This is a genomic window from Nitrospirales bacterium, assembly GCA_031315865.1.
Taxonomy (GTDB): Bacteria; Nitrospirota; Nitrospiria; order Nitrospirales; family UBA8639; genus JAGQKC01.
Map to the genome: position 1 here is coordinate 1,026,992 of JALDRJ010000002.1, position 19,117 is coordinate 1,046,108.

General features: G+C 51.9%; 23 protein-coding genes and 1 tRNA gene. 12 read left to right on the plus strand and 12 right to left on the minus strand.

Going from position 1 to position 19,117, the window contains the following annotated elements; genetic code table 11:
• Positions 1-181 precede the first annotated feature (181 nt).
• The 4 genes from MRJ96_04720 to MRJ96_04735 all read right to left on the minus strand — a co-directional run bounded on the left by MRJ96_04720 (position 182) and on the right by MRJ96_04735 (position 4,530).
• The gene (locus tag MRJ96_04720; protein MDR4500744.1) at positions 182-595 is read right to left on the minus strand and encodes a response regulator; all 414 of its coding nucleotides are present in this window, start codon (positions 593-595) and stop codon (positions 182-184) included.
• A gap of 114 nt (positions 596-709) precedes the next feature.
• Positions 710-862: a hypothetical protein gene (locus MRJ96_04725; protein MDR4500745.1), complete on the minus strand. Its 153-nt coding sequence runs from the start codon at positions 860-862 to the stop codon at positions 710-712.
• 292 nt (positions 863-1,154) lie between these two features.
• Positions 1,155-3,818: a hypothetical protein gene (locus MRJ96_04730; protein MDR4500746.1), complete on the minus strand. Its 2,664-nt coding sequence runs from the start codon at positions 3,816-3,818 to the stop codon at positions 1,155-1,157.
• A gap of 25 nt (positions 3,819-3,843) precedes the next feature.
• On the minus strand, positions 3,844-4,530 hold the full coding sequence (locus tag MRJ96_04735) for an ABC transporter ATP-binding protein (GenBank protein MDR4500747.1): 687 nt from the start codon (positions 4,528-4,530) through the stop codon (positions 3,844-3,846).
• Between the two features lie 158 nt (positions 4,531-4,688).
• Here MRJ96_04735 and MRJ96_04740 point away from each other — a divergent pair, with 158 nt between their 5' ends.
• Entirely contained in the window at positions 4,689-5,408 is a 720-nt protein-coding gene (locus MRJ96_04740; GenBank protein MDR4500748.1) for an arylesterase, read from the plus strand.
• A gap of 85 nt (positions 5,409-5,493) precedes the next feature.
• On the opposite strand, the gene MRJ96_04745 is transcribed toward MRJ96_04740, so the two are convergent.
• The 3 genes from MRJ96_04745 to MRJ96_04755 form a co-directional block, all read right to left on the minus strand.
• Positions 5,494-5,667, minus strand: a complete 174-nt coding sequence (locus MRJ96_04745; GenBank protein MDR4500749.1) for a hypothetical protein — start codon at positions 5,665-5,667, stop codon at positions 5,494-5,496.
• A 233-nt stretch (positions 5,668-5,900) separates the two neighbouring features.
• Positions 5,901-6,146, minus strand: coding sequence for a CDGSH iron-sulfur domain-containing protein (locus tag MRJ96_04750; GenBank protein ID MDR4500750.1), 246 nt, complete (start codon positions 6,144-6,146; stop codon positions 5,901-5,903).
• Between the two features lie 213 nt (positions 6,147-6,359).
• Positions 6,360-7,319, minus strand: a complete 960-nt coding sequence (locus MRJ96_04755) for a ChaN family lipoprotein (protein ID MDR4500751.1) — start codon at positions 7,317-7,319, stop codon at positions 6,360-6,362.
• 146 nt (positions 7,320-7,465) lie between these two features.
• Between MRJ96_04755 and MRJ96_04760 the strand changes: the two genes are divergently transcribed.
• On the plus strand, positions 7,466-7,639 hold the full coding sequence (locus MRJ96_04760) for a BrnT family toxin (GenBank protein ID MDR4500752.1): 174 nt from the start codon (positions 7,466-7,468) through the stop codon (positions 7,637-7,639).
• An 84-nt stretch (positions 7,640-7,723) separates the two neighbouring features.
• Positions 7,724-8,074, plus strand: a complete 351-nt coding sequence (locus tag MRJ96_04765; GenBank protein ID MDR4500753.1) for a BrnA antitoxin family protein — start codon at positions 7,724-7,726, stop codon at positions 8,072-8,074.
• A 50-nt stretch (positions 8,075-8,124) separates the two neighbouring features.
• Here MRJ96_04765 and MRJ96_04770 read toward each other — a convergent pair whose 3' ends face one another.
• The 5 genes from MRJ96_04770 to MRJ96_04790 form a co-directional block, all read right to left on the minus strand.
• Complete coding sequence (locus MRJ96_04770; GenBank protein ID MDR4500754.1) at positions 8,125-10,017, minus strand: hypothetical protein; 1,893 nt, start codon at positions 10,015-10,017, stop codon at positions 8,125-8,127.
• On the minus strand, positions 9,999-10,916 hold the full coding sequence (locus MRJ96_04775) for a toll/interleukin-1 receptor domain-containing protein (GenBank protein ID MDR4500755.1): 918 nt from the start codon (positions 10,914-10,916) through the stop codon (positions 9,999-10,001). The genes MRJ96_04770 and MRJ96_04775 overlap by 19 nt, the downstream gene beginning before the upstream one ends.
• 135 nt (positions 10,917-11,051) lie before the next feature.
• On the minus strand, positions 11,052-11,522 hold the full coding sequence (locus MRJ96_04780) for a PIN domain-containing protein (protein ID MDR4500756.1): 471 nt from the start codon (positions 11,520-11,522) through the stop codon (positions 11,052-11,054).
• Entirely contained in the window at positions 11,519-11,746 is a 228-nt protein-coding gene (locus MRJ96_04785) for an AbrB/MazE/SpoVT family DNA-binding domain-containing protein (GenBank protein ID MDR4500757.1), read from the minus strand. The genes MRJ96_04780 and MRJ96_04785 overlap by 4 nt, the downstream gene beginning before the upstream one ends.
• 264 nt (positions 11,747-12,010) lie before the next feature.
• Positions 12,011-12,094, minus strand: a tRNA-Leu gene (locus MRJ96_04790).
• A 107-nt stretch (positions 12,095-12,201) separates the two neighbouring features.
• Between MRJ96_04790 and MRJ96_04795 the strand changes: the two genes are divergently transcribed.
• The 9 genes from MRJ96_04795 (at position 12,202) to MRJ96_04835 (ending at position 19,104) form a co-directional block, all read left to right on the plus strand.
• Positions 12,202-12,897, plus strand: coding sequence for an HAD-IB family hydrolase (locus MRJ96_04795; GenBank protein MDR4500758.1), 696 nt, complete (start codon positions 12,202-12,204; stop codon positions 12,895-12,897).
• 97 nt (positions 12,898-12,994) lie between these two features.
• Positions 12,995-13,651, plus strand: a complete 657-nt coding sequence (queE, locus tag MRJ96_04800; protein ID MDR4500759.1) for a 7-carboxy-7-deazaguanine synthase QueE — start codon at positions 12,995-12,997, stop codon at positions 13,649-13,651.
• A gap of 56 nt (positions 13,652-13,707) precedes the next feature.
• Complete coding sequence (locus MRJ96_04805) at positions 13,708-15,222, plus strand: leucyl aminopeptidase (protein MDR4500760.1); 1,515 nt, start codon at positions 13,708-13,710, stop codon at positions 15,220-15,222.
• Between the two features lie 11 nt (positions 15,223-15,233).
• Entirely contained in the window at positions 15,234-16,334 is a 1,101-nt protein-coding gene (gene nagZ / locus MRJ96_04810) for a beta-N-acetylhexosaminidase (GenBank protein ID MDR4500761.1), read from the plus strand.
• A 216-nt stretch (positions 16,335-16,550) separates the two neighbouring features.
• Positions 16,551-16,949 carry a hypothetical protein gene (locus MRJ96_04815; GenBank protein MDR4500762.1) on the plus strand — a complete coding sequence of 133 codons (399 nt, stop codon included), beginning with the start codon at positions 16,551-16,553 and terminating at the stop codon, positions 16,947-16,949.
• Between the two features lie 155 nt (positions 16,950-17,104).
• Positions 17,105-17,584, plus strand: coding sequence for a phosphate-starvation-inducible PsiE family protein (locus tag MRJ96_04820; protein ID MDR4500763.1), 480 nt, complete (start codon positions 17,105-17,107; stop codon positions 17,582-17,584).
• Between the two features lie 171 nt (positions 17,585-17,755).
• The gene (locus tag MRJ96_04825; GenBank protein ID MDR4500764.1) at positions 17,756-18,025 is read left to right on the plus strand and encodes a type II toxin-antitoxin system ParD family antitoxin; all 270 of its coding nucleotides are present in this window, start codon (positions 17,756-17,758) and stop codon (positions 18,023-18,025) included.
• Positions 18,012-18,308 carry a type II toxin-antitoxin system RelE/ParE family toxin gene (locus MRJ96_04830; protein MDR4500765.1) on the plus strand — a complete coding sequence of 99 codons (297 nt, stop codon included), beginning with the start codon at positions 18,012-18,014 and terminating at the stop codon, positions 18,306-18,308. The genes MRJ96_04825 and MRJ96_04830 overlap by 14 nt, the downstream gene beginning before the upstream one ends.
• Before the next feature lie 250 nt (positions 18,309-18,558).
• A complete protein-coding gene (locus MRJ96_04835) occupies positions 18,559-19,104 on the plus strand; it encodes a hypothetical protein (protein MDR4500766.1) in 546 nt (181 codons plus the stop codon).
• Positions 19,105-19,117 lie beyond the last annotated feature (13 nt).

Here is a 19,117-nt window from a genome sequence, read left to right on the forward strand (position 1 = left end):
CCCACAGAGGAAATTGGGTAGCCGCCTTCCCCTTGAATTCTCAATAGGAGCCTGTCAAACCGGATTTCATATTCATTAATTCATTCGGGAAGGAATGTACCTAGGCACCTCAGGCAGAAAAACGGACGTCCATCGGGAGATTTGCCGGTGATTGTTCTATCTTTCTTCGTCGCTCCAGAGATTAATTGACAACCGTCGCGCCAACCGCGATCGACTCTTCGGAATGAAGAAGCCAATTCGCCAAACTTCGAATTTCATCCATATCAAAGGGCTTCTCGAGTACAGCTCGGGCCCCGGATTGTAGCGCCCGAGTCTTGAGATCGTGATTGGAGTCGCACGTGATGAGAATGACAGCCGGCACGTTTCGTCTGTTCTTTTTATGAAGGAGTTCCAGGAATTCAAGCCCCGTCAACACTGGCATATGATGATCCGTCACGACGAGATCCGGCTGAAACTGATCGAGCATGGCGAGCCCCATGGCTCCATTTTCAGCTACCTGACATTGATAGCCTTCGGCTTTAAACACAAGTCGAAGGATAGATCGAGCCAAAGAGTCGTCATCGATCACGAGCACGCGTTTCTCTGAACCAGGCATGGGATTCTGTCTTACAACGCTAGAAAGGGGACCCCTCATGTCCATTGACTACTCTCCTCCATCGTGAAACATGAAAATTGACTTGATTGGGTGAAGCTAGCAAAGGCCATTTATTTACGATTCTTCCGCATCTTGCCCTTCAGTACTCTCTTGGCTTCTCCGGAGCTTTGCCGTGAATAACCGGGAAAGGCCATACCCGTGCCATATCGCACGCATCCCGCAATAAATGACCAATCCTGTGATGATCGCGACCGTGACAGCTTCCATTAAAATATTCCCGTAAAATATCTAGGGTAAAAAGACGTTGTCTCTATGCATAAGCAATGGTCATACCAATGTTTTCATCACGAAACACGACAGATGCTTTTTGGGGTAACACCTTGCAATCACAGAAGAAAGTGTTTTGACCACACATATGACGGAAGACTTACGTCCTGTGGATGGAAAGGAACGGTTATCTTTTTATGCATGACATGTATCGAAAGAGATAACACGATACACAAGGGTGAAGGCAGGTAGTGTGTCCGGGCTCGCCGAACAGTTTTTTTCGTTGTTCTCGTTATCCTTCGCGCAAGACAGCGAGAGGCGGGTGAGCTAGCAGTCGATAGCTACTCAAGAGGCCCACGATGAGAGTCAGGAAAACGGTCAATATACAGGCCATGATCAAATGACTAACTTGAGGAACCCATGCCAGACCTAAGAAAAAATAAAGAATTGCCCAGGACAACAGACTCGCAAATACGATTCCCATGAGCCCGGCTAAGCCCCCTAACACTCCCAGTTCAATCGCCATAGACTGAGTAATCATTCGTCGGGTCCCACCCAAAGCCTTCAAGATCGCCGATTCATAGAGCCGCCGATATCGCGTCGTTGAGAGAGCCGCCGTCATCACCACCGCGCCATTCGCGATGCACAAGAGTGCCATCCCCTGTATGGCCCAGGTTAACTGCTGAAGCAATTTCGCGATATTGTCCAAGACATCTCCGACATTAATCGCCGTCACATTGGGGAGTCGTTGCACCAGGGCCTGTTGCAGCGGAACTTCATTCGTTTTTCCGACCCGCGCAGTCGCGATATAGGTTATTGGGGCCTCATTCAACGAGCGAGGAAACAAAATCATGAAAAAGTTCGTGGAAAAACTTCCCCAATCCACTTGGCGCGTGCTGGTTATTCTGGCCTGCATCGGCACACCTTGAATATCCAGTTCCACGATAGAGCCGAGGTCGAGCCCAAGATTCTTAGCCGCTTCCGCTTCAATAGACATGGGAACCGGCTGGGTTACGGGTGAAGACAGCTGTGCGGGATCGGCTGATTTTGCCTCATTCCACCAAGCGCCTTTCACGATGGTATTATCATCCGGTAAGTCCGCAAGCGCGGTGACCACATACTCACGAGTAAAATACCATCCGTTACGCTTCCCTTTGTGGGCTTCGGGATCGATGCGTTTGCCGTTAATGGCTGTCAACCGGGACCGAACGACGGGAATTACGCGAGATGATCCTTGTTCGGTCCACGACTGAATCAGATCAGTAAACGCCTCCCGCTGACCGGGCTGGATATCGATAAAGAAAAACGAGGGAGCCTTGTCCGGCATCCGCTCGCCCAGGGCTTCGAGAAGAGAGGTCTTAATCACATCGATGGAAACGATAACCATCACGCCTATGCCGATAGCGACCATCATGCCGGCAGTAAAATTTCCTGGTCGCCGAAGATTTCCAAGAGCATTGCGGACGTGAAAGAGTCGAAAACGGGGGAAGAGCGGAAGCAAACGCAGAAGCGCGAGCGAGGCTAGCCACAGGAACAGCAAGGCAACGAGGAACGCGGCGATAAAAAACAAACCAAGCGTGACCGACTGGGCTTGCCATATGGCTAAACCTGCAAGACTGGCTGTCATCATTAGCCCTGTCACGAGACGAATCCGGTCCTGCACGAAACCCTTAATGGACCTTCGAATCCGGTGAACGCCCGAAATGGCTTCAGCTTGCGACTCCCCTAGCCCAATCTCCTTACGGAACACCAGGGCAGGCGGAATATGCCTGATCGTGAGGAGGGGCCAGATAGTAAAAACCACCGTTGAGGCAACACCCAACAGCAATCCTTTGACCACCGGCTCCCAGGACACCGTCAACTCGATCGAAGAGGGAATAAGCCCTGCGAATAGCGAGGGCAGCAGGATTTGAAGAGCGATACCGAGTCCAACTCCCAAGAGACTTCCAATGCCGCCCATGAAAAGGCTTTGGAAGAGATAGCTACTGATAATAACCGGGGCATCGGCTCCAACCGTTTTCAGAATGGCAATGCTTGCCATCTTTTGCGAGATATACCCATAAATCGTGCTGGCCACACCGATGCCTCCGACAAACAAGGAAGTCAGGCCAATCAAACCGAGGTACGTGGACAATTGATCCAGGAAACGCCGAATACGGGGTTGGGCGTCCCGAAAGGTGGCGATGCGAACACCCTCTTTGGCCAACCGTCCTCGAAGCTCTCCGAGCAATGGGCCGAGTGACTGCGTGGGTAAGACTTTAAGCCGGTAACGTTCATGAATACGACTGCCTGGCTGGAGAAGATCCGTCGCAATCAGGCCCTCGCGAGAAATCAGAACTCGTGGCCCCAGGCTGAACGCACTCGCCACGCGATCAGGTTCTTTCTTGATGATGCCCATGATCTTGAAATGCGCTTGGCCAATGTCGAGCCGGTCCCCGATCCTGGCACTCAAACTAATTAAGAGTGAATCTTGAACGACTGCGCCAAAACACGGAGACAGCTCGCAAGCAGATCCTTGCTCTTGGAGTAACGAATCAAGCGGGGCGTCGGGATCAGTCTCGACCGCCCCATAAAGCGGATAGGAACGTTCAACGGCTTTGAGCTCGACGAGCTGAGTCGCAGGTACCTGGCTGGGATTCCCGCTGTGGCTCTCTGCCAACGCAGCCATCGCAGCCATTTCGCTGACATGAGAGATGACGATTCCCCGTTCTGTGAGAGAATCCAAGACTTGCAGGCCCTCATTGCTCATGAATCGCCGCGAAGATATTTCAAGGTCTCCACCCAGCAAACTTCTGGCATCATAAAAAATCGCTTTCTCGACGTTTGCCGAAAACAAGCCGACACCCACCACAGCGCCCACACCGATGGCAATACAGAGAAAAAAGTAAGCGAAACGGTGCCAGCTGGCTCGAGCTTCTCGCCAAGCGAAAAGGATGGGAAAGGGTAGGCTCTTCACGAAAATTTGGTGTTCGTTACTGTTTCTAAGTCTTCGTGGGTGCGGTCGACTTATCATCCGCGATCTGTCCATCGCGCAATGTAATGATGCGTTGAGTGCGCTGGGCCAAATCCTGGTCATGGGTCACCAGGACCATGGTGCTTCCATGATCCTGGTTTAGACGGAAGAGGAGGTCAATAACCACGTTTCCAGTCGCACTATCCAGATTCCCCGTCGGTTCATCCGCATACAGCACAGGAGGCCTGGTTGAAAAGGCCCTGGCCACCGCCACTCGTTGTTGCTCACCTCCTGACAGTTGAACAGGATAGTGCTGTTGCCGGGATTCCAGGCCAACGGAATGGAGCAATTCCTTGGCTCTGTCTGCCGCGCCGGAATCTCCATTGAGTTCAAGAGGCAGGGCGACGTTTTCCAATGCCGTCAGCGTGGGGATCAGGTGAAACGATTGAAAGACGTACCCGATATGCTGACGCCGAAAATGGACCATCGCCGACTCGGAAAGTTTCGTGATATCAGTGCCATGAATCGTGATCGTACCTCGAGTGGGCGTATCCAAGCCTGCCAAGAGACCCAGGAGCGTGGATTTTCCGCTCCCGGAAGGACCGACGATCGCGACCACATGCTTCTGAGGAATCTCAAAGGAAATGTCCTTGATAATCGTCACCACATGACTTCCAGCCCGAAGCTGCATGCCCAAATCCTTGACGACGATCATGGAATCCAAACCTTATCCGATTGACTGCATGTGATATGCTTGTAGGAAAGAACCATCACACGTCGGAGAAATATCCGCAACCAATGTTTCTGAAAAAACGATACCTGAGCCGGCGCACACTCATGTCTCTCATCATACCAATGTTGAGCTGGAGCTGCATGATCGTCTCAGGATGTGAGAGACCAGGAGAACCTCCGGGACAATCGACAACGGTGTCCGCCACTCAGCAGCCCATATCTTCAACGCGATCGGAAGCATTGCCGCGATCCAATCAGCCAAACACGGGATTCACTCAGGTTGAGGAACGTCCCCGAATCGTGGCGCTAGGCGACAGTCTGACAGCAGGCCTCGGCGTACCGGCCCAGGAGTCCTACCCATTTCGCTTGCAAAAACTTCTGGATGCATCCGGATACCATTATCAGGTCGTGAACGCTGGAGTGAGTGGGGATACGACAGCCGGGGGGCTGAGTCGCTTGGAATGGGTCTTGAAGAATCAGCCTCGTATCGTCATTCTAGAACTCGGAGCGAACGACGGTCTTCGCGGCCAACCCATCAAGAATATCCATGAAAACTTGCGAAAGATTCTCCAACGGCTGAAAGACGCGGACGTCAAGGTTCTTTTGACGGGAATGAAGATTCCTCCAAACTATGGACTCGAATACACCACACAATTTGCCAACGTCTATACTCAACTGGCTACAGAGTTTGATGTTCCATTCTTACCATTTTTCTTGGAGGATGTGGCGGCGCATCGATCATTGAATCAGGCCGATGGCATTCATCCGACAGGAGAAGGGTATGGCATCATCGTCCAGAATGTCTTGAGAGCGTTGAAGCCCCTCCTCAAGGATACATCTCACAACATTCAAAGCTCATAAGTTTTTATGGGATAAAAAAACCTCCCAGACGTAACCATCGTCACATCCGGGAGGTTTCAAAACAGAAAAGGTCGCTTATCGAAGCTTATGACTTAAAGAAAATATCGTAGACGCCGTACCCCAGGATCACAGCAATGAATCCCACGTACATAGCGGTGATCCCCTCATACCCTCCACCAGGGGCATTGGCTAATGCTGGAGTGGCTGAGAGAGCCAGGGCCATTCCTGATCCAAGAATACCTTTCGATATGCCTTTCATTGTGTGTTCCTCCTTTAAACGCTGAATATTTCTGAAGCAATAGATCTGACCAATTGTAGTCAGAGACGGATTCTATAAAAATTAAGAGGACTTTCGCAATAACCAGGCCCGCCAATTTTTTAAAACAACTTTCGAGCGATTTCAGAACTTACCGCATACAAGCATTTGATTTTAAAGAAATTTTTAAAACTCACTAAATGCACGGGAAGAACGCCCAGACATGCCCGATCGAATCACCCCTCAAGACGGGAATGAGAACCGTCGCAAAAAGGAGGCCGTTTTGTGTGTTTACAGCCACACCATGCGACCCGTTTCGCTTCCTTCAACTCTACTTCCATCGGCGAATATTCCGTCCCTGTATGGGAGCCATCACAAAACGGTTGAGTCTTGGATCGTCCACATTTACACCAGTAATAGGTTCCAGGTTCCATTTCCAGAATGTACGGTAGTTTTTGGGGAATGATAATCGGATCTCCCATTGTTCCTCCTTCATAAATAACGAACAAAAAAACAGACTGCGTATTTTGAAGGGAATACGATCAAAAATCAACAAAGGGGCTATTGAAAAAAGGCTTGTCGAAAAAATCCATCAGCGGGAACGTCGAGACGTACTTGCCACAATTCGTCAAAAAAGGTACGTGGGAAAGAACGAGCGACGGGAATAACGCTGATGGACGGTTAAGACGTTCTCTCTAGCCACATCGTGGCTGCGGCCCACGCGGACCGAGCTCTCGCAGCCAAATATAATCCGCGATGCCGCCGTCTATGGCTTCTTGCACCTCATCGACCCGTGACGGGTCAAGCGCGATGAGATAGATCGAAACATCTTGAATGGACGAAGAGACGTTGCGCCTGACTCGTTTTGGCACAGGCACTTCATATTGAATGTGCCCGCCCCCCGTGTAACTGACTAATGGCCCTTCGCCAGGAGACTTGCTGGTCAGATAATCCGAAATCACCTTCGCCATCCCTTCATCCCGAAAGATGGAAGCCTGGTAATAGCCGTCATACATCTGCTTCGTCATGCCGGGGTGACAGAGTTCGATCGGTTTGAAGATGACCGCCTTATATTCAGCATCGTCGCGTGGGATGTCTTTCGGAATCTCCCAGTTGTTCATGGCCGGATCCTGCAAGGCCTCTTCCAAACCCTTCTTGACAACCAGCCTGACCAAAGGACGGGGAGGATTGAGCGCATAGAGAGGGAGCCGATGGTCTTTCGCCCATTGCACGAGGCGTTCATATTCCCCAAAGTCGCCGCCCCAACTTCCCTCCCAATTCGAATCCTTAAGAAACTGCCCACGCGTTAACGCATGGTGCCGGGTATATTGATCGAGCGCCGGCTGCCCATCCCAACTAAACATTTCCATCGCCAGCGCCGGAGAGCGGCCATGCGCCGCCAAGGCGTCTAAGATTTGAACCGCGGCTTCGATGTGCGAGGGCGTATAATGTTCTTCGCCGATGTAAATGACCTCTGTATTCAGGATGGTGGACATCAATTCGTCAAACGTCACCCGCCTCCCCGACTTCACTTCGATGATTTGACCGACTTGAAAATTGGTTTGGGTCGGGGAAGACGTCGAGGTCGAAGTACAGGCGGTATGGGTGAACAGAACAAAGAGGCTCGTACAGATCAGCAAGAATTGTTGCGGCATACTCATGACCTCTGTCTACCACACAGCTATAGTGACCGCAAGCTGTAACACGGGATTCCTTGATGAGAATGAATCCAAATACGACACACCCCGCGCGGTCGAACATGGCCATTGATTGTATGTACTTTTTGCAGTGACCATAAAGTATGGAGTTTGAATGGGATGAGGGCAAAAACCGGTGCAATCTCGACAAGCATGAGATCAGTCTTGAAGAGGCCGTGTCGGTATTCGATGATGTGCACCTCTCCCGTTTTGATACCCGTGAGGCGTACGGGGAAATCCGGGAAATCACGATCGGGAGATCACCAGAGCAATCATAGCCGTTGTGGTGCATACGAAGCGGGAAGAGTCTGTGAGGAGTATCTCAGTACGGAAAGCGAATAAACGAGAAAGGAGGGCCTATCATGCCTACTATACGAAAGAAACGGGACGATCTCCCGGCTCTGTCGAAGAAGCGGATTGAGGAACTGAAATCGATTCCAGACGACAAAATTGATTTCAGCGATATCCCCGAACTCGATGAAGAGTTTTGGGAAAATGCCGAATGGGTCGAACCGGATAAAACACAGCCGTTGACTATTCGCGTGAAAGAATCCGTACTGGATTATTGTAAAGCCGGCGGGAAGGGCTATCAGACCCGTATCAATGCCGTGCTGGAATCATACGTGAGAGCCAGGCAGGCAAACCGCGTCCTCAACGTTCACACCGTTGACACAAACCTGCCAAACAATTCTCAGACGCGAATCGTATCGTAAGCCAAAAATCGTCTTCGCAGGAAAAGCTGGCAAGATCTCCTTGGCATTGGTCACCGGACACCGGCCCCCATCGCCGCCACGAATTGGGATTGAGCATTCTCAACGGCCGCCAGCATCGTGGTTTTATCTTTTCCTTCAAACCCCTCGATCAAATTCAGCAGAAATTCGCGTGAAGCCGCAAGGGCTTCATGTTGGCCGATAAAATGCTTGGTGCCTTCAAAGCTCCATTCGAGCTGAAATTCATCCGGGGAACTCTCGACGCGTGTCCGGAGAGATCGTAGTTTCTCGGGAATATCATCATCTTTGCTCTGTGCTGCAAGCGCGCCAATCTCAATGATCCGAAGCACCACCTGTGCTTGCGCGTCCAGCTTCGGATGATCCAACAGTTCGCCCAACCGTGTTTCAGCTTCTGAAAATCGCCCGGTCGTGAAATGGGATTCGGCAAAATTGCTGTGCCCCGAAACATCCGATGGATGTCCAGAAACCCAATGTTTATTCAATGCATAAGCCTTGTCGTATCGAAAAAGGTGTTCATGAAGAACGGCGTTCATGATGTTGTAGGCCTTGGCATAGTCAGGATACAGAGCCAGCACATTTTGATAACTGGCCACGACTTGCTCCCAGTCTCTCAAGGCCAACGCCGCCTCGGCCAGATTGTTGTGGGTTTGTGCCCATTGCGGGGGTAATGTTTCCCGTGTCCGGACTTCAAGGGCGAGCTTGAAGGCCGCCACGGCTTCCCCCAAGAGGCGTTGGCCTTCGGCCCCCCCCGTGCGGATCCCAATGTTCTTTAGCGAGTTCCCCAGGTTGTTCTGGGTCATGGCCCAGTCTTGAGGCAGGAGCTCGCGCGTTCTCACCTCCAAGGCCGCGCGATACGCCGCCACGGCTTCCCCCAAGAGGCGTTGGCCTTCGGCCCCCCCCGTGCGGATCCCTTGCTGGCTAAACACAATCCCTTTGCCTGTTTGTGCCGCTGCCAAACCTTCGGCATTGTGCAACCGTGTGTAAGCCGATGCAGCGAGATCATAAGCCGAGAATGCCCGGTGAAGATGTTTGCGAGAGGCTTGTCCTCCGGCACGAATGCCGATTGCCCAATTGGCTCCAGCGATCTCCATCTGGAGATCGGCCAATAACAGTCCGGCTTTCTCTTTATCCACATAGGTCATTGCACGCTCATAGGATTTGAGGGCTTTCGTAAATTGGTAGCTGCTGTAATGACTGTCTCCGGCCTTGCGGAAACTGTTGATGGCTTTTGCCCGAGACTCTTCAGCTTCCTTAGTTTTCATCTCAAACCGCTTAGCATTCTTTTGTGCATCCTCTTCGAATAATTCAGCCGCCCGTTTAAAGTTTTTTTCGGCAAAGGCGGCTAACCCCAGTTTATAAAAGTCTTCTTGTTTTTCTTGAGTTTCTTGCACCCATTTATCGATCTGCACTTTCGCTTCTTGAGCGGTGAATCCATAGTTGGCGGCCCACTCCTTGATCATTGGTCCAAAATCTATCTCCTGCGGTTTCCCTTCGGCTCTGACGAGCAATTTAGCCTTCTCTGCCGTTTGCTCCACAAACATTTCGATGAATGCATCCGTCCAGAACTTTTTCGAACCTTTGGGCAACAAGGTAATGGCTATAGGATCTTTGCTCAGATTTCGAGGAATCCGTGCTCTTCCACCAGTCGGTTCCCACACACGCCATTTCTCTTCCTTGACTTCGAATGTTAACGGTTCTCCAGGTCTATATGCTTGAGGAAGGACGACGCTAAATTGTCCGTCATCATCTGTAATCGCCGAGCCTCCCAAAGGCTTCACGAGAACTTCCACTCCCGAAGCTGCTCTCTTGTTGCCATCACGTTCTATGTACGAAACCTCTCCCTTGAGGAGCCGAACCTGAGCTTGCGCCTGGCTCAACGTGAGACTCAGCGCAGAGATAAGAACTATCACGATGATTGATCGCATAGGCCTTCTCCTTTGAGCTTAAACGTAAAATCGGTGTTCCCGAGCCACGTGGTTTTGTACGCCTGTTTGTAGCACTCCTTGCTTGCTCGCAACTGAATTTCCTGACGCTCAATGCCTTCAATTTTTACCGAGTAACGGCCATCTTTATCGGTATGATCCTTTATCGATAGGGCTGGGTCCTCTCGTGATGTGAATAGAATTTGGACTGCAGGGAGGGGGTGATTCTGATCATCTTGAATCTGCCCGGAAAGTGGACGCGCCAATCGTCGCGGTTCAATCTGTTCCGGCCCTAATGGTCCCGGTGGCGGTTGTGGCGAAGGATTCCACATACCCCACACGACCCCGATGATCGAGAACACGGCGGCTATGGATCCCAGCCATGTGTGCCAAGGTTCAAAACGAGTACTTTCTCTCGACTGCTCGAACTCAGCTTTCGCCTCCTCAAGGACTTCTGCTTCATTGACTGACGCGATCCCCGCCAGTCGTTCTATAACTGCCGTGTTTCTCTTCTGGTCTGCTGGCAGCCGGGGTTGTTTGAGCGCTGTTAAAATTTCCTGTACGGCCCATGCCGGTTCAGGGGCATCGATAGCATGAATCGCGGCCAGCGAGGCGGGCAGGGAGGTTTGATCCCTCAGCACGAGCAACACCAGCTTTTTCAGTGCGATCGCGGTCGTCCACTCCAACTCAACAGCGTTCGACTCGGACGAAGGTTTTGACCAAAGAAGCAGGAAGCAATCATTTTCTGCGATGGCTTCGCCCAAACGTTTGGGCCAGCGTTCGCCCGTATGCAGATGGGTTCTGTCTCGCCAGACGGCGATGTCGGCTTGCCGTAACCCTTCCTCCAGAGCCTTGGCAAACGCTTCGTCTTCCCTGGCGTAACTGAGAAAGAGACTCGGCATATGGACTCCCGATGAGGCAGTCTTGAGGTATGGAAAAAGAAAATGTAGTGCAGATGCAGTTAAAAGGCAACGGCGGAAGGCGAGACCAAAGGCATGGTGAGAGTAAAAAGGTGCTCTTAACAAAACATGGAGGGATTACGAAACGAGAGAAAGTTGAGGAAAGTATGTGCGGTAATAACCCCGATCTCGAGTGAGGAGTCGATCGGCTTGAAGCTCTGCGTGAGCCCCTATCAAAAAATCGGCGACGATATGTTGGCGTACTCGTAGAGATGCTCCGCATTGAGTGCAGGATACTTGTTGACCTCGGCCGCAGTTTGGACACATCATGGTAGTCTTCCGACGTCTCGTGTATGCCCCCCATGCTTGCCCCGCGCGCATCCAAACCTCGGAACCACCTGTTAAAAGTTCAAGCCCAGTATCTAAGAGAAAAGTTTGTAAGGTGGTCGTATCCGGAAAATGAGCAGCAAGTTCAGCTAGAACAACTTCGCTGATGATAACTTGGCCTTGTCTGGATACTTCGTCTAATTGACTCTGAGCTTTTTCACCATTCGCTGAATCCGGTAACAGGAGATCAAACAACACGTTGGTATCGACAGCGGTAATCATTGACCACGCATGTTGTCGATAAGTTCCTTGGAAGTTTGGCCTTTGAGGTGCTTTAAGTACCCTCGGTATTTGGCAAAGCGGGCAGGCGATACTTTTTTCTTCACACGAATACCATCTTTCATTTCCTTGAATTCAACCTGATCTCCTGGATGGAGACCGAGTCGGTTCCTCAAAAGCTTGGGAATCGTAATCTGGCCCTTTTCTGTCATTCGGCTTGTACTCATGACCTAGATCCCAGCCTGCCTTAAAAGTAATACCAATTCAGTATACCAAATAAATAATATATTACAATTCTCATTTCGTCAATTTGTCCCATCAGGGCATATGTGCCCCCAGTCCAGACAATGGGATAACAATCCGGCCGTGCGAAAGCCATGGCACACCGCATGACCGTGCCCAAGGGCACCGGTAATCCATAAGCCCTGCCTGCAATACCGTTGACGATAAAGAGTTTTGGTATCGGAGAGAAAGCGAGAGTTGCGAATTATTGGTGCCGAAGGCGGGACTTGAACCCGCACGGCTTTCGCCACACGCCCCTTAAACGTGCGTGTCTGCCATTCCACCACTTCGGCACCTACGCGCATTATGTATTCCTTTTTTTCCCTTGTCAACGAATGAGGCCGCAAGTAGAATTTGGAAAATTCCGTTATTTCAAGCTGATTCTTCCTGGACTATTTTCATGCCCCAACCCCCGGCACGACTCGACTCCCCGAACTACCAAGAAAACTGGATCGGCGCTTTTTTCGATGTGGACAACACCCTCATCCCGGGTCTTTCGATTGAGGTCCTCTTCTTCCGGCATTTATGGAAATTGGGGGTCGTCGGATTTTCACAGATGCGGGAAAGCGTCTGGTTTCTGACGCAACGCATCCCCCCGGTCTCGCTCGCGCCGCTCCGCCGTCATAAACTGTACCTGGTGGGGCAACAACCGGGGTTCATCGAACCGCTTGCCGATGAGTTTGTCCGTCAAGAAATCTGTGCCAAATTATCGATTCGCGGCGAAGGCATCCTGACCCGCCACCAGCAAGCCGGCCACCACGTCGCTTTGATCAGCGGTTCCCCTGATTTTTTGGTAAAGCCGATCGCCGAGGTCCTGGGAGTGACAATCGTGCAGGCGGCACGGCTGCAAACGACCGACGGCGGCTATACCGGTCGCGTGTATGCGCCGCTCCCTTATGGCGACGGCAAACGGCGGATCATCGAAAACCTCGCCGAACGCTATCACTTGGACCTCAAACGGAGTTACGCTTACGGTGATAGTCCCGGAGACTTTCAGGCCTTGAAAATCGTCGGCAACCCGCTTGTCGTGAATCCGATTCGGGGGATGACCCGTATGGCTCGCGAACAAGGCTGGCCGGTGACGGAATGGGTCTAGCTCACGAGTGGTCGTTCGTGTGCCGTATCCCGCATGACGGTACGCCCTCACACGCCGACCGTACCCCATTTCTCGAAAGACGAATGACGAGTGCCTGATGGATGTAACGGCTTCACACCTTCAAATCACTGAAATCTTCCATAGCATTCAGGGGGAATCTTCGTTTGCCGGGCAGCCATGCGTGTTTGTCCGGTTAACCGGCTGTCCCCTGCGCTGCACCTGGTGCGATACCGACTATGCCTTCTATGGCGGGCAACGCCTGAGCTTCGAGACCATTCTCGAACGCGTACGCTCCTATCGCTGCCGCGTCGTCGAAGTGACCGGAGGCGAACCCTTGTCCCAACCGGCTTGCGTCAAATTCCTATCAATGTTATGTGATCAAGAGTTTGATGTCTTGCTCGAAACGAGCGGCGCGATCGACACGATCGGCGTGGACCCCCGGGTCCACATTATTTTGGACGTGAAATGTCCCGGCAGCGGCATGGAGCAACAGATGCACTGGGCCAACCTGGAACGTTTGACCCCGAACGATGAAGCCAAGTTCGTCATCAAAGACCGGCAGGATTATGAGTGGGCAAAAGACGTGATTGCCCGCTATGGATTGACGGATAAGTGCACGGTCTTATTGAGCCCGGTCTTCGGGGAACTTGACCTGCAGCCTCTGGCGGGATGGATTCTCGATGATCGTCTGCCTGTTCGCTTCCAAGTGCAACTTCATAAATATATCTGGGCTCCGGATATGCGAGGCGTCTAGCGCCTCCCGGCCTTTTCACCTTTTACTTTTCACATTAACTTTCTCAAGAGGACGGCATGAAAATTACGGTAAAGCAAGGAACGCTCACGGGTCTTCCCACTGACGTGTTGGTCATCCCCGGCTATGAAGGCGAAACGGGACTAGGGAAGGCGCTACATCCGCTCGACCGGAATCTTGGCGGACAATTAACCGAATTGCGCAAAAGCGGTGAATTCCAAGGCAAAGTCAATCAAACCGCCTTGATCCATACCCGGGGGGCGATTCCTGCCAAACGGGTGCTCCTCGTGGGGTTGGGAAAACGCGAAGACCTGACCCTGGATCGTGTTCGCCAAGCCTTGGGCACTGTGGCGAAATACATTCGTCAAATCGAGGTCCTGTCCTTTGCCACCTCAATATTCGGCATCGATCGTTCGGGACTATGGCCGGATGATCTGGCTCAAGCCATGACTGAAGGCGTCATCTTGGGCGACTACCGTTTTCTTCACTATCGCACCGATTCCGCGGGAAAGCTGAAACCGCTGAACAGCATGACGTTGTTGGTGGATAAAACTTCATTGATCGAGACCGTGAAACGGGGGATCCAACGCGGGGAAGCCACGGGGGAAGCCACGTGTTTCGCTCGCGACCTTTGCAACCACCCGGCGAATGTCATGACGCCTCTCCGGATCGTCGAAGAAGCCAAGAAAATCTCGAAGGAGAAGAAAGTGCGGTTGACGGTCTTGAACCCGGCCAAGATGAAACAGCTTGGCATGGGAGGGGTCCTGGGGGTGGGGCAGGCGAGTCAACACCCTCCGCAGTTTGTCGTGCTGGAATATCATGGAGGGAAAAAAGGCGAAAAGCCGGTCGTCTTCGTGGGCAAAACGGTGACGTTCGATACCGGCGGTATTTCGCTCAAACCATCTGAAAATATGGAACACATGAAAGCCGATATGACCGGCGGGGCGGAAGTCCTGGCCACCGTCCGCGCCGCAGCCCGCCTGAAACTTCCCCTCAATGTCGTCGGTCTTTTGCCCGTGGCCGAGAACATGCCTGGCGGAAAGGCCACGAAACCAGGTGATATTTTAACCATGCTGTCGGGAAAGACGGTGGAAGTGCAAAACACCGACGCCGAAGGCCGGTTGATCCTGGCCGATGGCTTGGCCTACGCGGAACGGCTCAAACCCGCCTGCGTGATCGATATTGCCACGCTTACCGGCGCTTGTATCATCGCGCTCGGTCAATTTGCGATCGGCATGTTGGGGAACGACGAGACACTCAAGGAACAGCTCAAACAAGCCGGCGATCGCGCGGGAGAACGCGTGTGGGAAATGCCTCTATGGGATGAGTACTTCGAACAATTAAAGAGTGATGTCGCCGACATGCGGAATATCGGCGGACGGGGAGGCGGGATGATTACTGCCGCCATGTTCTTGAAGCAATTCGTCGGAAAATTCCCATGGGCGCATCTCGACATCGCGAGTACCGACTGGAGTGCAACCGATCGCCCCTGTATCGGCAAAGGACCAACCGCCACCGGTACACGCTTGCTGATTCAGTTTTTGTTGAATATGGTCAACAAACCTCACAAATAGCGATGCCACCTATGTCACTGCGTCAACAAGTCGGTCAGCTCTTCATGATCGGCTTTGACGGAACCGAGCTGTCTCCAGGTTTGATCTCTTGGATACAGGAGTATCAACCTGGAGGCATCATCTTATTCGCTCGCAACTTGGTCGATGCTCCACAAATCGCCCGGCTCACCAACGCCTTGCAAGCCCTTTCTGCCTCTTCCCCCTTGCTCATGGCCATCGATCAGGAAGGAGGAAAAGTCTCTCGCCTGCCTGAAGGATTTACGATTTTCCCGCCGGCGGCCACGGTGGCAGCCTGTGGCTCATCCGACTACGCGTACCACACAGCGGCCGTGACTGCGGAAGAATTACGTGCGGTCGGGTTCAATATGAATATGGCCCCCGTGTTGGATGTCAATACGAATCCGGCCAACCCCATCATCGGAGACCGGGCCTTTAGTTCCACGCCGGAACACGTGTGCACTTTTGGAAACGCAACCATATCCGGCCTTCATGATCATGGGGTGATCGCCTGCGGGAAGCATTTTCCCGGCCATGGCGAGACGACCAAAGACTCCCACAAGGAATTGCCTGTGGTCGCCCTCTCGAAAGAACGACTGGAACAGGTCGAACTCCAACCGTTCCGCTCGGCCATCGCCCATGGGCTCATGACGATGATGAGCGCCCATGTGCACTATCCAGCCCTGGACGATACCGTTCCGGCCACACTCTCATACGACATCATGACGAGACTGCTTCGTGAGGAATTGGGATTTTCAGGGGTGATCCTCAGCGATGATCTAGAGATGAACGCCATCGCGGAACATACGTCCATGGGGGACGCTGCCGTACGGTCCGTTCAAGCAGGCGTGGACGTGATTCTCATTTGCCATCAACAGAGCCGCCAAGCCGAGGCTATTGAAGCCATCGAACAGGCCGTCAGTCAAGGCGATATTTCAAAGGACAGACTGGACCAGAGCCTAGCGCGGATCTCAAGCCTGAAACAACGTTTTCTTCACCCCTACACTCCCGTGGACGAAACCAAGATTGCAGACATTGTCGGTCGGCTCAAACACCAAAACCTGCTCGCAGAAATCCAGTCTCTCTCATCATCTCAAAAGGGCCAAAAGGCCTGATCCTCCTTGGCTTGGCCTGTGGCCTTCTGTGTAGTGCCACGTCAATCTCCTGCTTACAGGTGGAACGGCTAGTCTGCAAGGTGCGATTCACTCTATTCTGGACTTTTGCGTCTCAGTTCTGATTAGGTAGAGACTTCATATCGATGATCATGTATGAAAGACTACGTCATAGGCCTACGCATCTCTATCTAAGGACAGCAACGAAAGGAACGTATTATGGCTCTGAAAAAAGGGGACATTATTGACGAACGGAAGCGCTACCCGGATTCGTGCGGCCTGTTAGTCAAAGTCATGGCCGGCGGCGAAGGGTTTGAAAAACTGATGTGTTGCGGACATGAGCTCACGGAAGAAGACGTGGTTGCCTCCCCTGTCGCCAGCAAAGGCCGAAAAAAAGGCCGCCTCGTCGTAGGCATGACGCTTGAGGAAAAAAAATTGTTTCCTGATTCTTGTGGACTGCGTTTGATGGTAATGGATGGTGGGGCAGGATTTCAGGAAATCTTGTGTTGCAATCACTCGGTGAACGACAAGGCCATGCAGGACCTGAATTTTGGGGGCGGTGTCCGCACGCCACCGGCAGAACCCTCCCCCAATACGTCACATACCGGAAACGCGTAGTTCAATGAGCGGTGAGGCGTAGCGTGATCGCCAGACGATCAGGAATTAATCTTCCTCGTGCGCTTCACGTTTTACACTTCACCAAAACTCTATCCAAAGACACGACCGTCAAACCGTTTTTCGCATGTTGAACCACCACTAGAACTCAGGACATAATGCACGGCTGGACACCGGAATCGATCAAACAATGGGTCAAGTGGATGCAGTGGCTTGACCGGTGGGGCTATATCACGGCCTGCTTAAGTTTTCTGGTCTTGGGCATGTTGATTTTTGTGTATAGCTGGGTGGAGTTTCTTCAGCATGCAGCCGGCGGGTTCCTGGAAGCCTCGATCACCCTGATCAACGACCTACTCCTCGTCATCATCCTGCTTGAACTGTTCAGAACAGTCTTGGGATTCTTACAGTCCGAACGCGTACGCCTTGAACCGTTCCTCCATGTCGGCGTCATTGCCTCGGTTCGAAAAATCCTCACCACGGGCGCCGAGCTCTCACACATCAAAGACATTCCCGAAGAAACCTTCTATCACTACCTCATGGACCTTGGCCTTCACGTCGTCATTATCCTGGTCCTCATGCTCGCCGTCTATTTAATCAAAAAAAGTGACAATGCCCCTCCCTCGACCGTGACGCTGTAATGTCTTACCCTTTTTGATCACAGAGCGACCTGCTGTTTGACCCTATAAATCCAGTACTAACTCCAATCACAAGCGCAATCGATCAGAGACAGTGGCAAAAATGCTGGCAGGCATAATTGGAGCATGATATCCTACTTAGTAGGAAATTTTTGCAAGAGGAGGGCCTACTCTATGGCGATGGTAAAAAAAAGTATTTCAGTCACAGACAAACAGGATGAATGGATCAAAGCCCAAATTGCGACCGGGCATTTTGGCAATGAAAGCGAAGTCGTGCGCGAGCTCATTCGTGAACGGCAACTTCGTGAAGAAGAAACCCCAGAACAGATCGAGGCTATCCGCGCTGCACTCATCGAAGCCGAAAAAAGCGGAATGAGTGGCCGCACACCCGATGAAATTATGGCGGCGGTCATGAAGCGGAAGCGGAAACATGGGAAAATATAGACTCTCCAAATCTGCTGACAAAGAGTTTGAAATGATCTTTGACTACGGGATTGACACCTTTGGGCAAGATCAGGCCTTGACATATCAAACAAAACTCAAAGAGCGGTTTTCTCTTATCGCCGAACAACCGTACTTATATCCTGCTGTGGAGCATATCCGGGCTGGGTATCGCCGGAGTGTTTGCGGGGTTCATTCCATTTACTACCGCATTGCTGAACAAGGAGTGGTAATCATGCACATACTCGGCAGGCAAAACCCTAAGAAACAGGAGTGGGAACAGTAGGCCAAGAAGGGGAAAAGAGCATATTACAAAATTCTCGTTGGACGAGGTCAAGAAAATGAAGGACCGGACGCTCTAAAGATGCGCCTGAGCACCTATCCTTGACGAGCTGAAACTAGAACGCCATCCGCCACTTGATTGGCTCTGACATGAACGAACCTTTCATGGGCCGTCACGTTGGTCTCCAGTATCGCATTCCTTCTTGTCTCTTCCCACCTTGTGGCACTATAATCCCTCTGCTTTAGGTAAGACGATGGAATCACTACCGGAATTCGTTGGAACTGTTCATATTTTTCTCGGCCCATATCGGGGAAATCCGATCGCGCTCTATATGCGAAAGGATGAGGCGCAATGTCATATCTCACCGAGAGTCTATCCATGGAATAAGACTGTGGGGAGTGGCGAAACGCCTAACAAAGCCGCGGCAGCGTTTGAAGCCAAATGGAAAGAAAATGAACTCGCGGATGAAATGTATTCAGGACCTCATTGGGAAGGCGGCATCAAACCGGAAAAACCCAAACCTCCCCCCAAGCCTGCCGCCACTTCCGAAGATCCCAAGGTTGCCGCGCCTGCGAAACCAGCAACTACAGCTCCTGTAAGCAACAAGACTACTGAACCTGTATCTCCGCCTGCGGGCGAAGTCAAAAAAGCTGAGGCAGCCCAAACGGCAAAAGCTCCTGCCGCCCACGCGAAAACTGCTGCTGCACCACCCGCAAGCCCAACCTCATCCACTCAGTCTTCTCCGAAACCCTCAACGCCTTCTGAGGGAGAATCACCTGCTCCACCCGGAGCTTCCTAACATCCATGTTCTA

Excerpts from the sequence above, each read along its gene's own strand:
- MRJ96_04720 (MDR4500744.1), bottom strand. The coding sequence starts at position 595 with ATGCCTGGTTCAGAGAAACGCGTGCTCGTGATCGATGACGACTCTTTG.
- MRJ96_04725 (MDR4500745.1), bottom strand. The coding sequence starts at position 862 with ATGGAAGCTGTCACGGTCGCGATCATCACAGGATTGGTCATTTATTGC.
- MRJ96_04735 (MDR4500747.1), bottom strand. The coding sequence starts at position 4,530 with ATGATCGTCGTCAAGGATTTGGGCATGCAGCTTCGGGCTGGAAGTCAT.
- MRJ96_04740 (MDR4500748.1), top strand. The coding sequence starts at position 4,689 with ATGATCGTCTCAGGATGTGAGAGACCAGGAGAACCTCCGGGACAATCG.
- MRJ96_04745 (MDR4500749.1), bottom strand. The coding sequence starts at position 5,667 with ATGAAAGGCATATCGAAAGGTATTCTTGGATCAGGAATGGCCCTGGCT.
- MRJ96_04750 (MDR4500750.1), bottom strand. The coding sequence starts at position 6,146 with ATGGGAGATCCGATTATCATTCCCCAAAAACTACCGTACATTCTGGAA.
- MRJ96_04755 (MDR4500751.1), bottom strand. The coding sequence starts at position 7,319 with ATGCCGCAACAATTCTTGCTGATCTGTACGAGCCTCTTTGTTCTGTTC.
- MRJ96_04760 (MDR4500752.1), top strand. The coding sequence starts at position 7,466 with ATGGAGTTTGAATGGGATGAGGGCAAAAACCGGTGCAATCTCGACAAG.
- MRJ96_04765 (MDR4500753.1), top strand. The coding sequence starts at position 7,724 with ATGCCTACTATACGAAAGAAACGGGACGATCTCCCGGCTCTGTCGAAG.
- MRJ96_04770 (MDR4500754.1), bottom strand. The coding sequence starts at position 10,017 with ATGCGATCAATCATCGTGATAGTTCTTATCTCTGCGCTGAGTCTCACG.
- MRJ96_04775 (MDR4500755.1), bottom strand. The coding sequence starts at position 10,916 with ATGCCGAGTCTCTTTCTCAGTTACGCCAGGGAAGACGAAGCGTTTGCC.
- MRJ96_04780 (MDR4500756.1), bottom strand. The coding sequence starts at position 11,522 with ATGATTACCGCTGTCGATACCAACGTGTTGTTTGATCTCCTGTTACCG.
- MRJ96_04785 (MDR4500757.1), bottom strand. The coding sequence starts at position 11,746 with ATGAGTACAAGCCGAATGACAGAAAAGGGCCAGATTACGATTCCCAAG.
- MRJ96_04795 (MDR4500758.1), top strand. The coding sequence starts at position 12,202 with ATGCCCCAACCCCCGGCACGACTCGACTCCCCGAACTACCAAGAAAAC.
- queE (MDR4500759.1), top strand. The coding sequence starts at position 12,995 with ATGGATGTAACGGCTTCACACCTTCAAATCACTGAAATCTTCCATAGC.
- MRJ96_04805 (MDR4500760.1), top strand. The coding sequence starts at position 13,708 with ATGAAAATTACGGTAAAGCAAGGAACGCTCACGGGTCTTCCCACTGAC.
- nagZ (MDR4500761.1), top strand. The coding sequence starts at position 15,234 with ATGTCACTGCGTCAACAAGTCGGTCAGCTCTTCATGATCGGCTTTGAC.
- MRJ96_04815 (MDR4500762.1), top strand. The coding sequence starts at position 16,551 with ATGGCTCTGAAAAAAGGGGACATTATTGACGAACGGAAGCGCTACCCG.
- MRJ96_04820 (MDR4500763.1), top strand. The coding sequence starts at position 17,105 with ATGCACGGCTGGACACCGGAATCGATCAAACAATGGGTCAAGTGGATG.
- MRJ96_04825 (MDR4500764.1), top strand. The coding sequence starts at position 17,756 with ATGGCGATGGTAAAAAAAAGTATTTCAGTCACAGACAAACAGGATGAA.
- MRJ96_04830 (MDR4500765.1), top strand. The coding sequence starts at position 18,012 with ATGGGAAAATATAGACTCTCCAAATCTGCTGACAAAGAGTTTGAAATG.
- MRJ96_04835 (MDR4500766.1), top strand. The coding sequence starts at position 18,559 with ATGGAATCACTACCGGAATTCGTTGGAACTGTTCATATTTTTCTCGGC.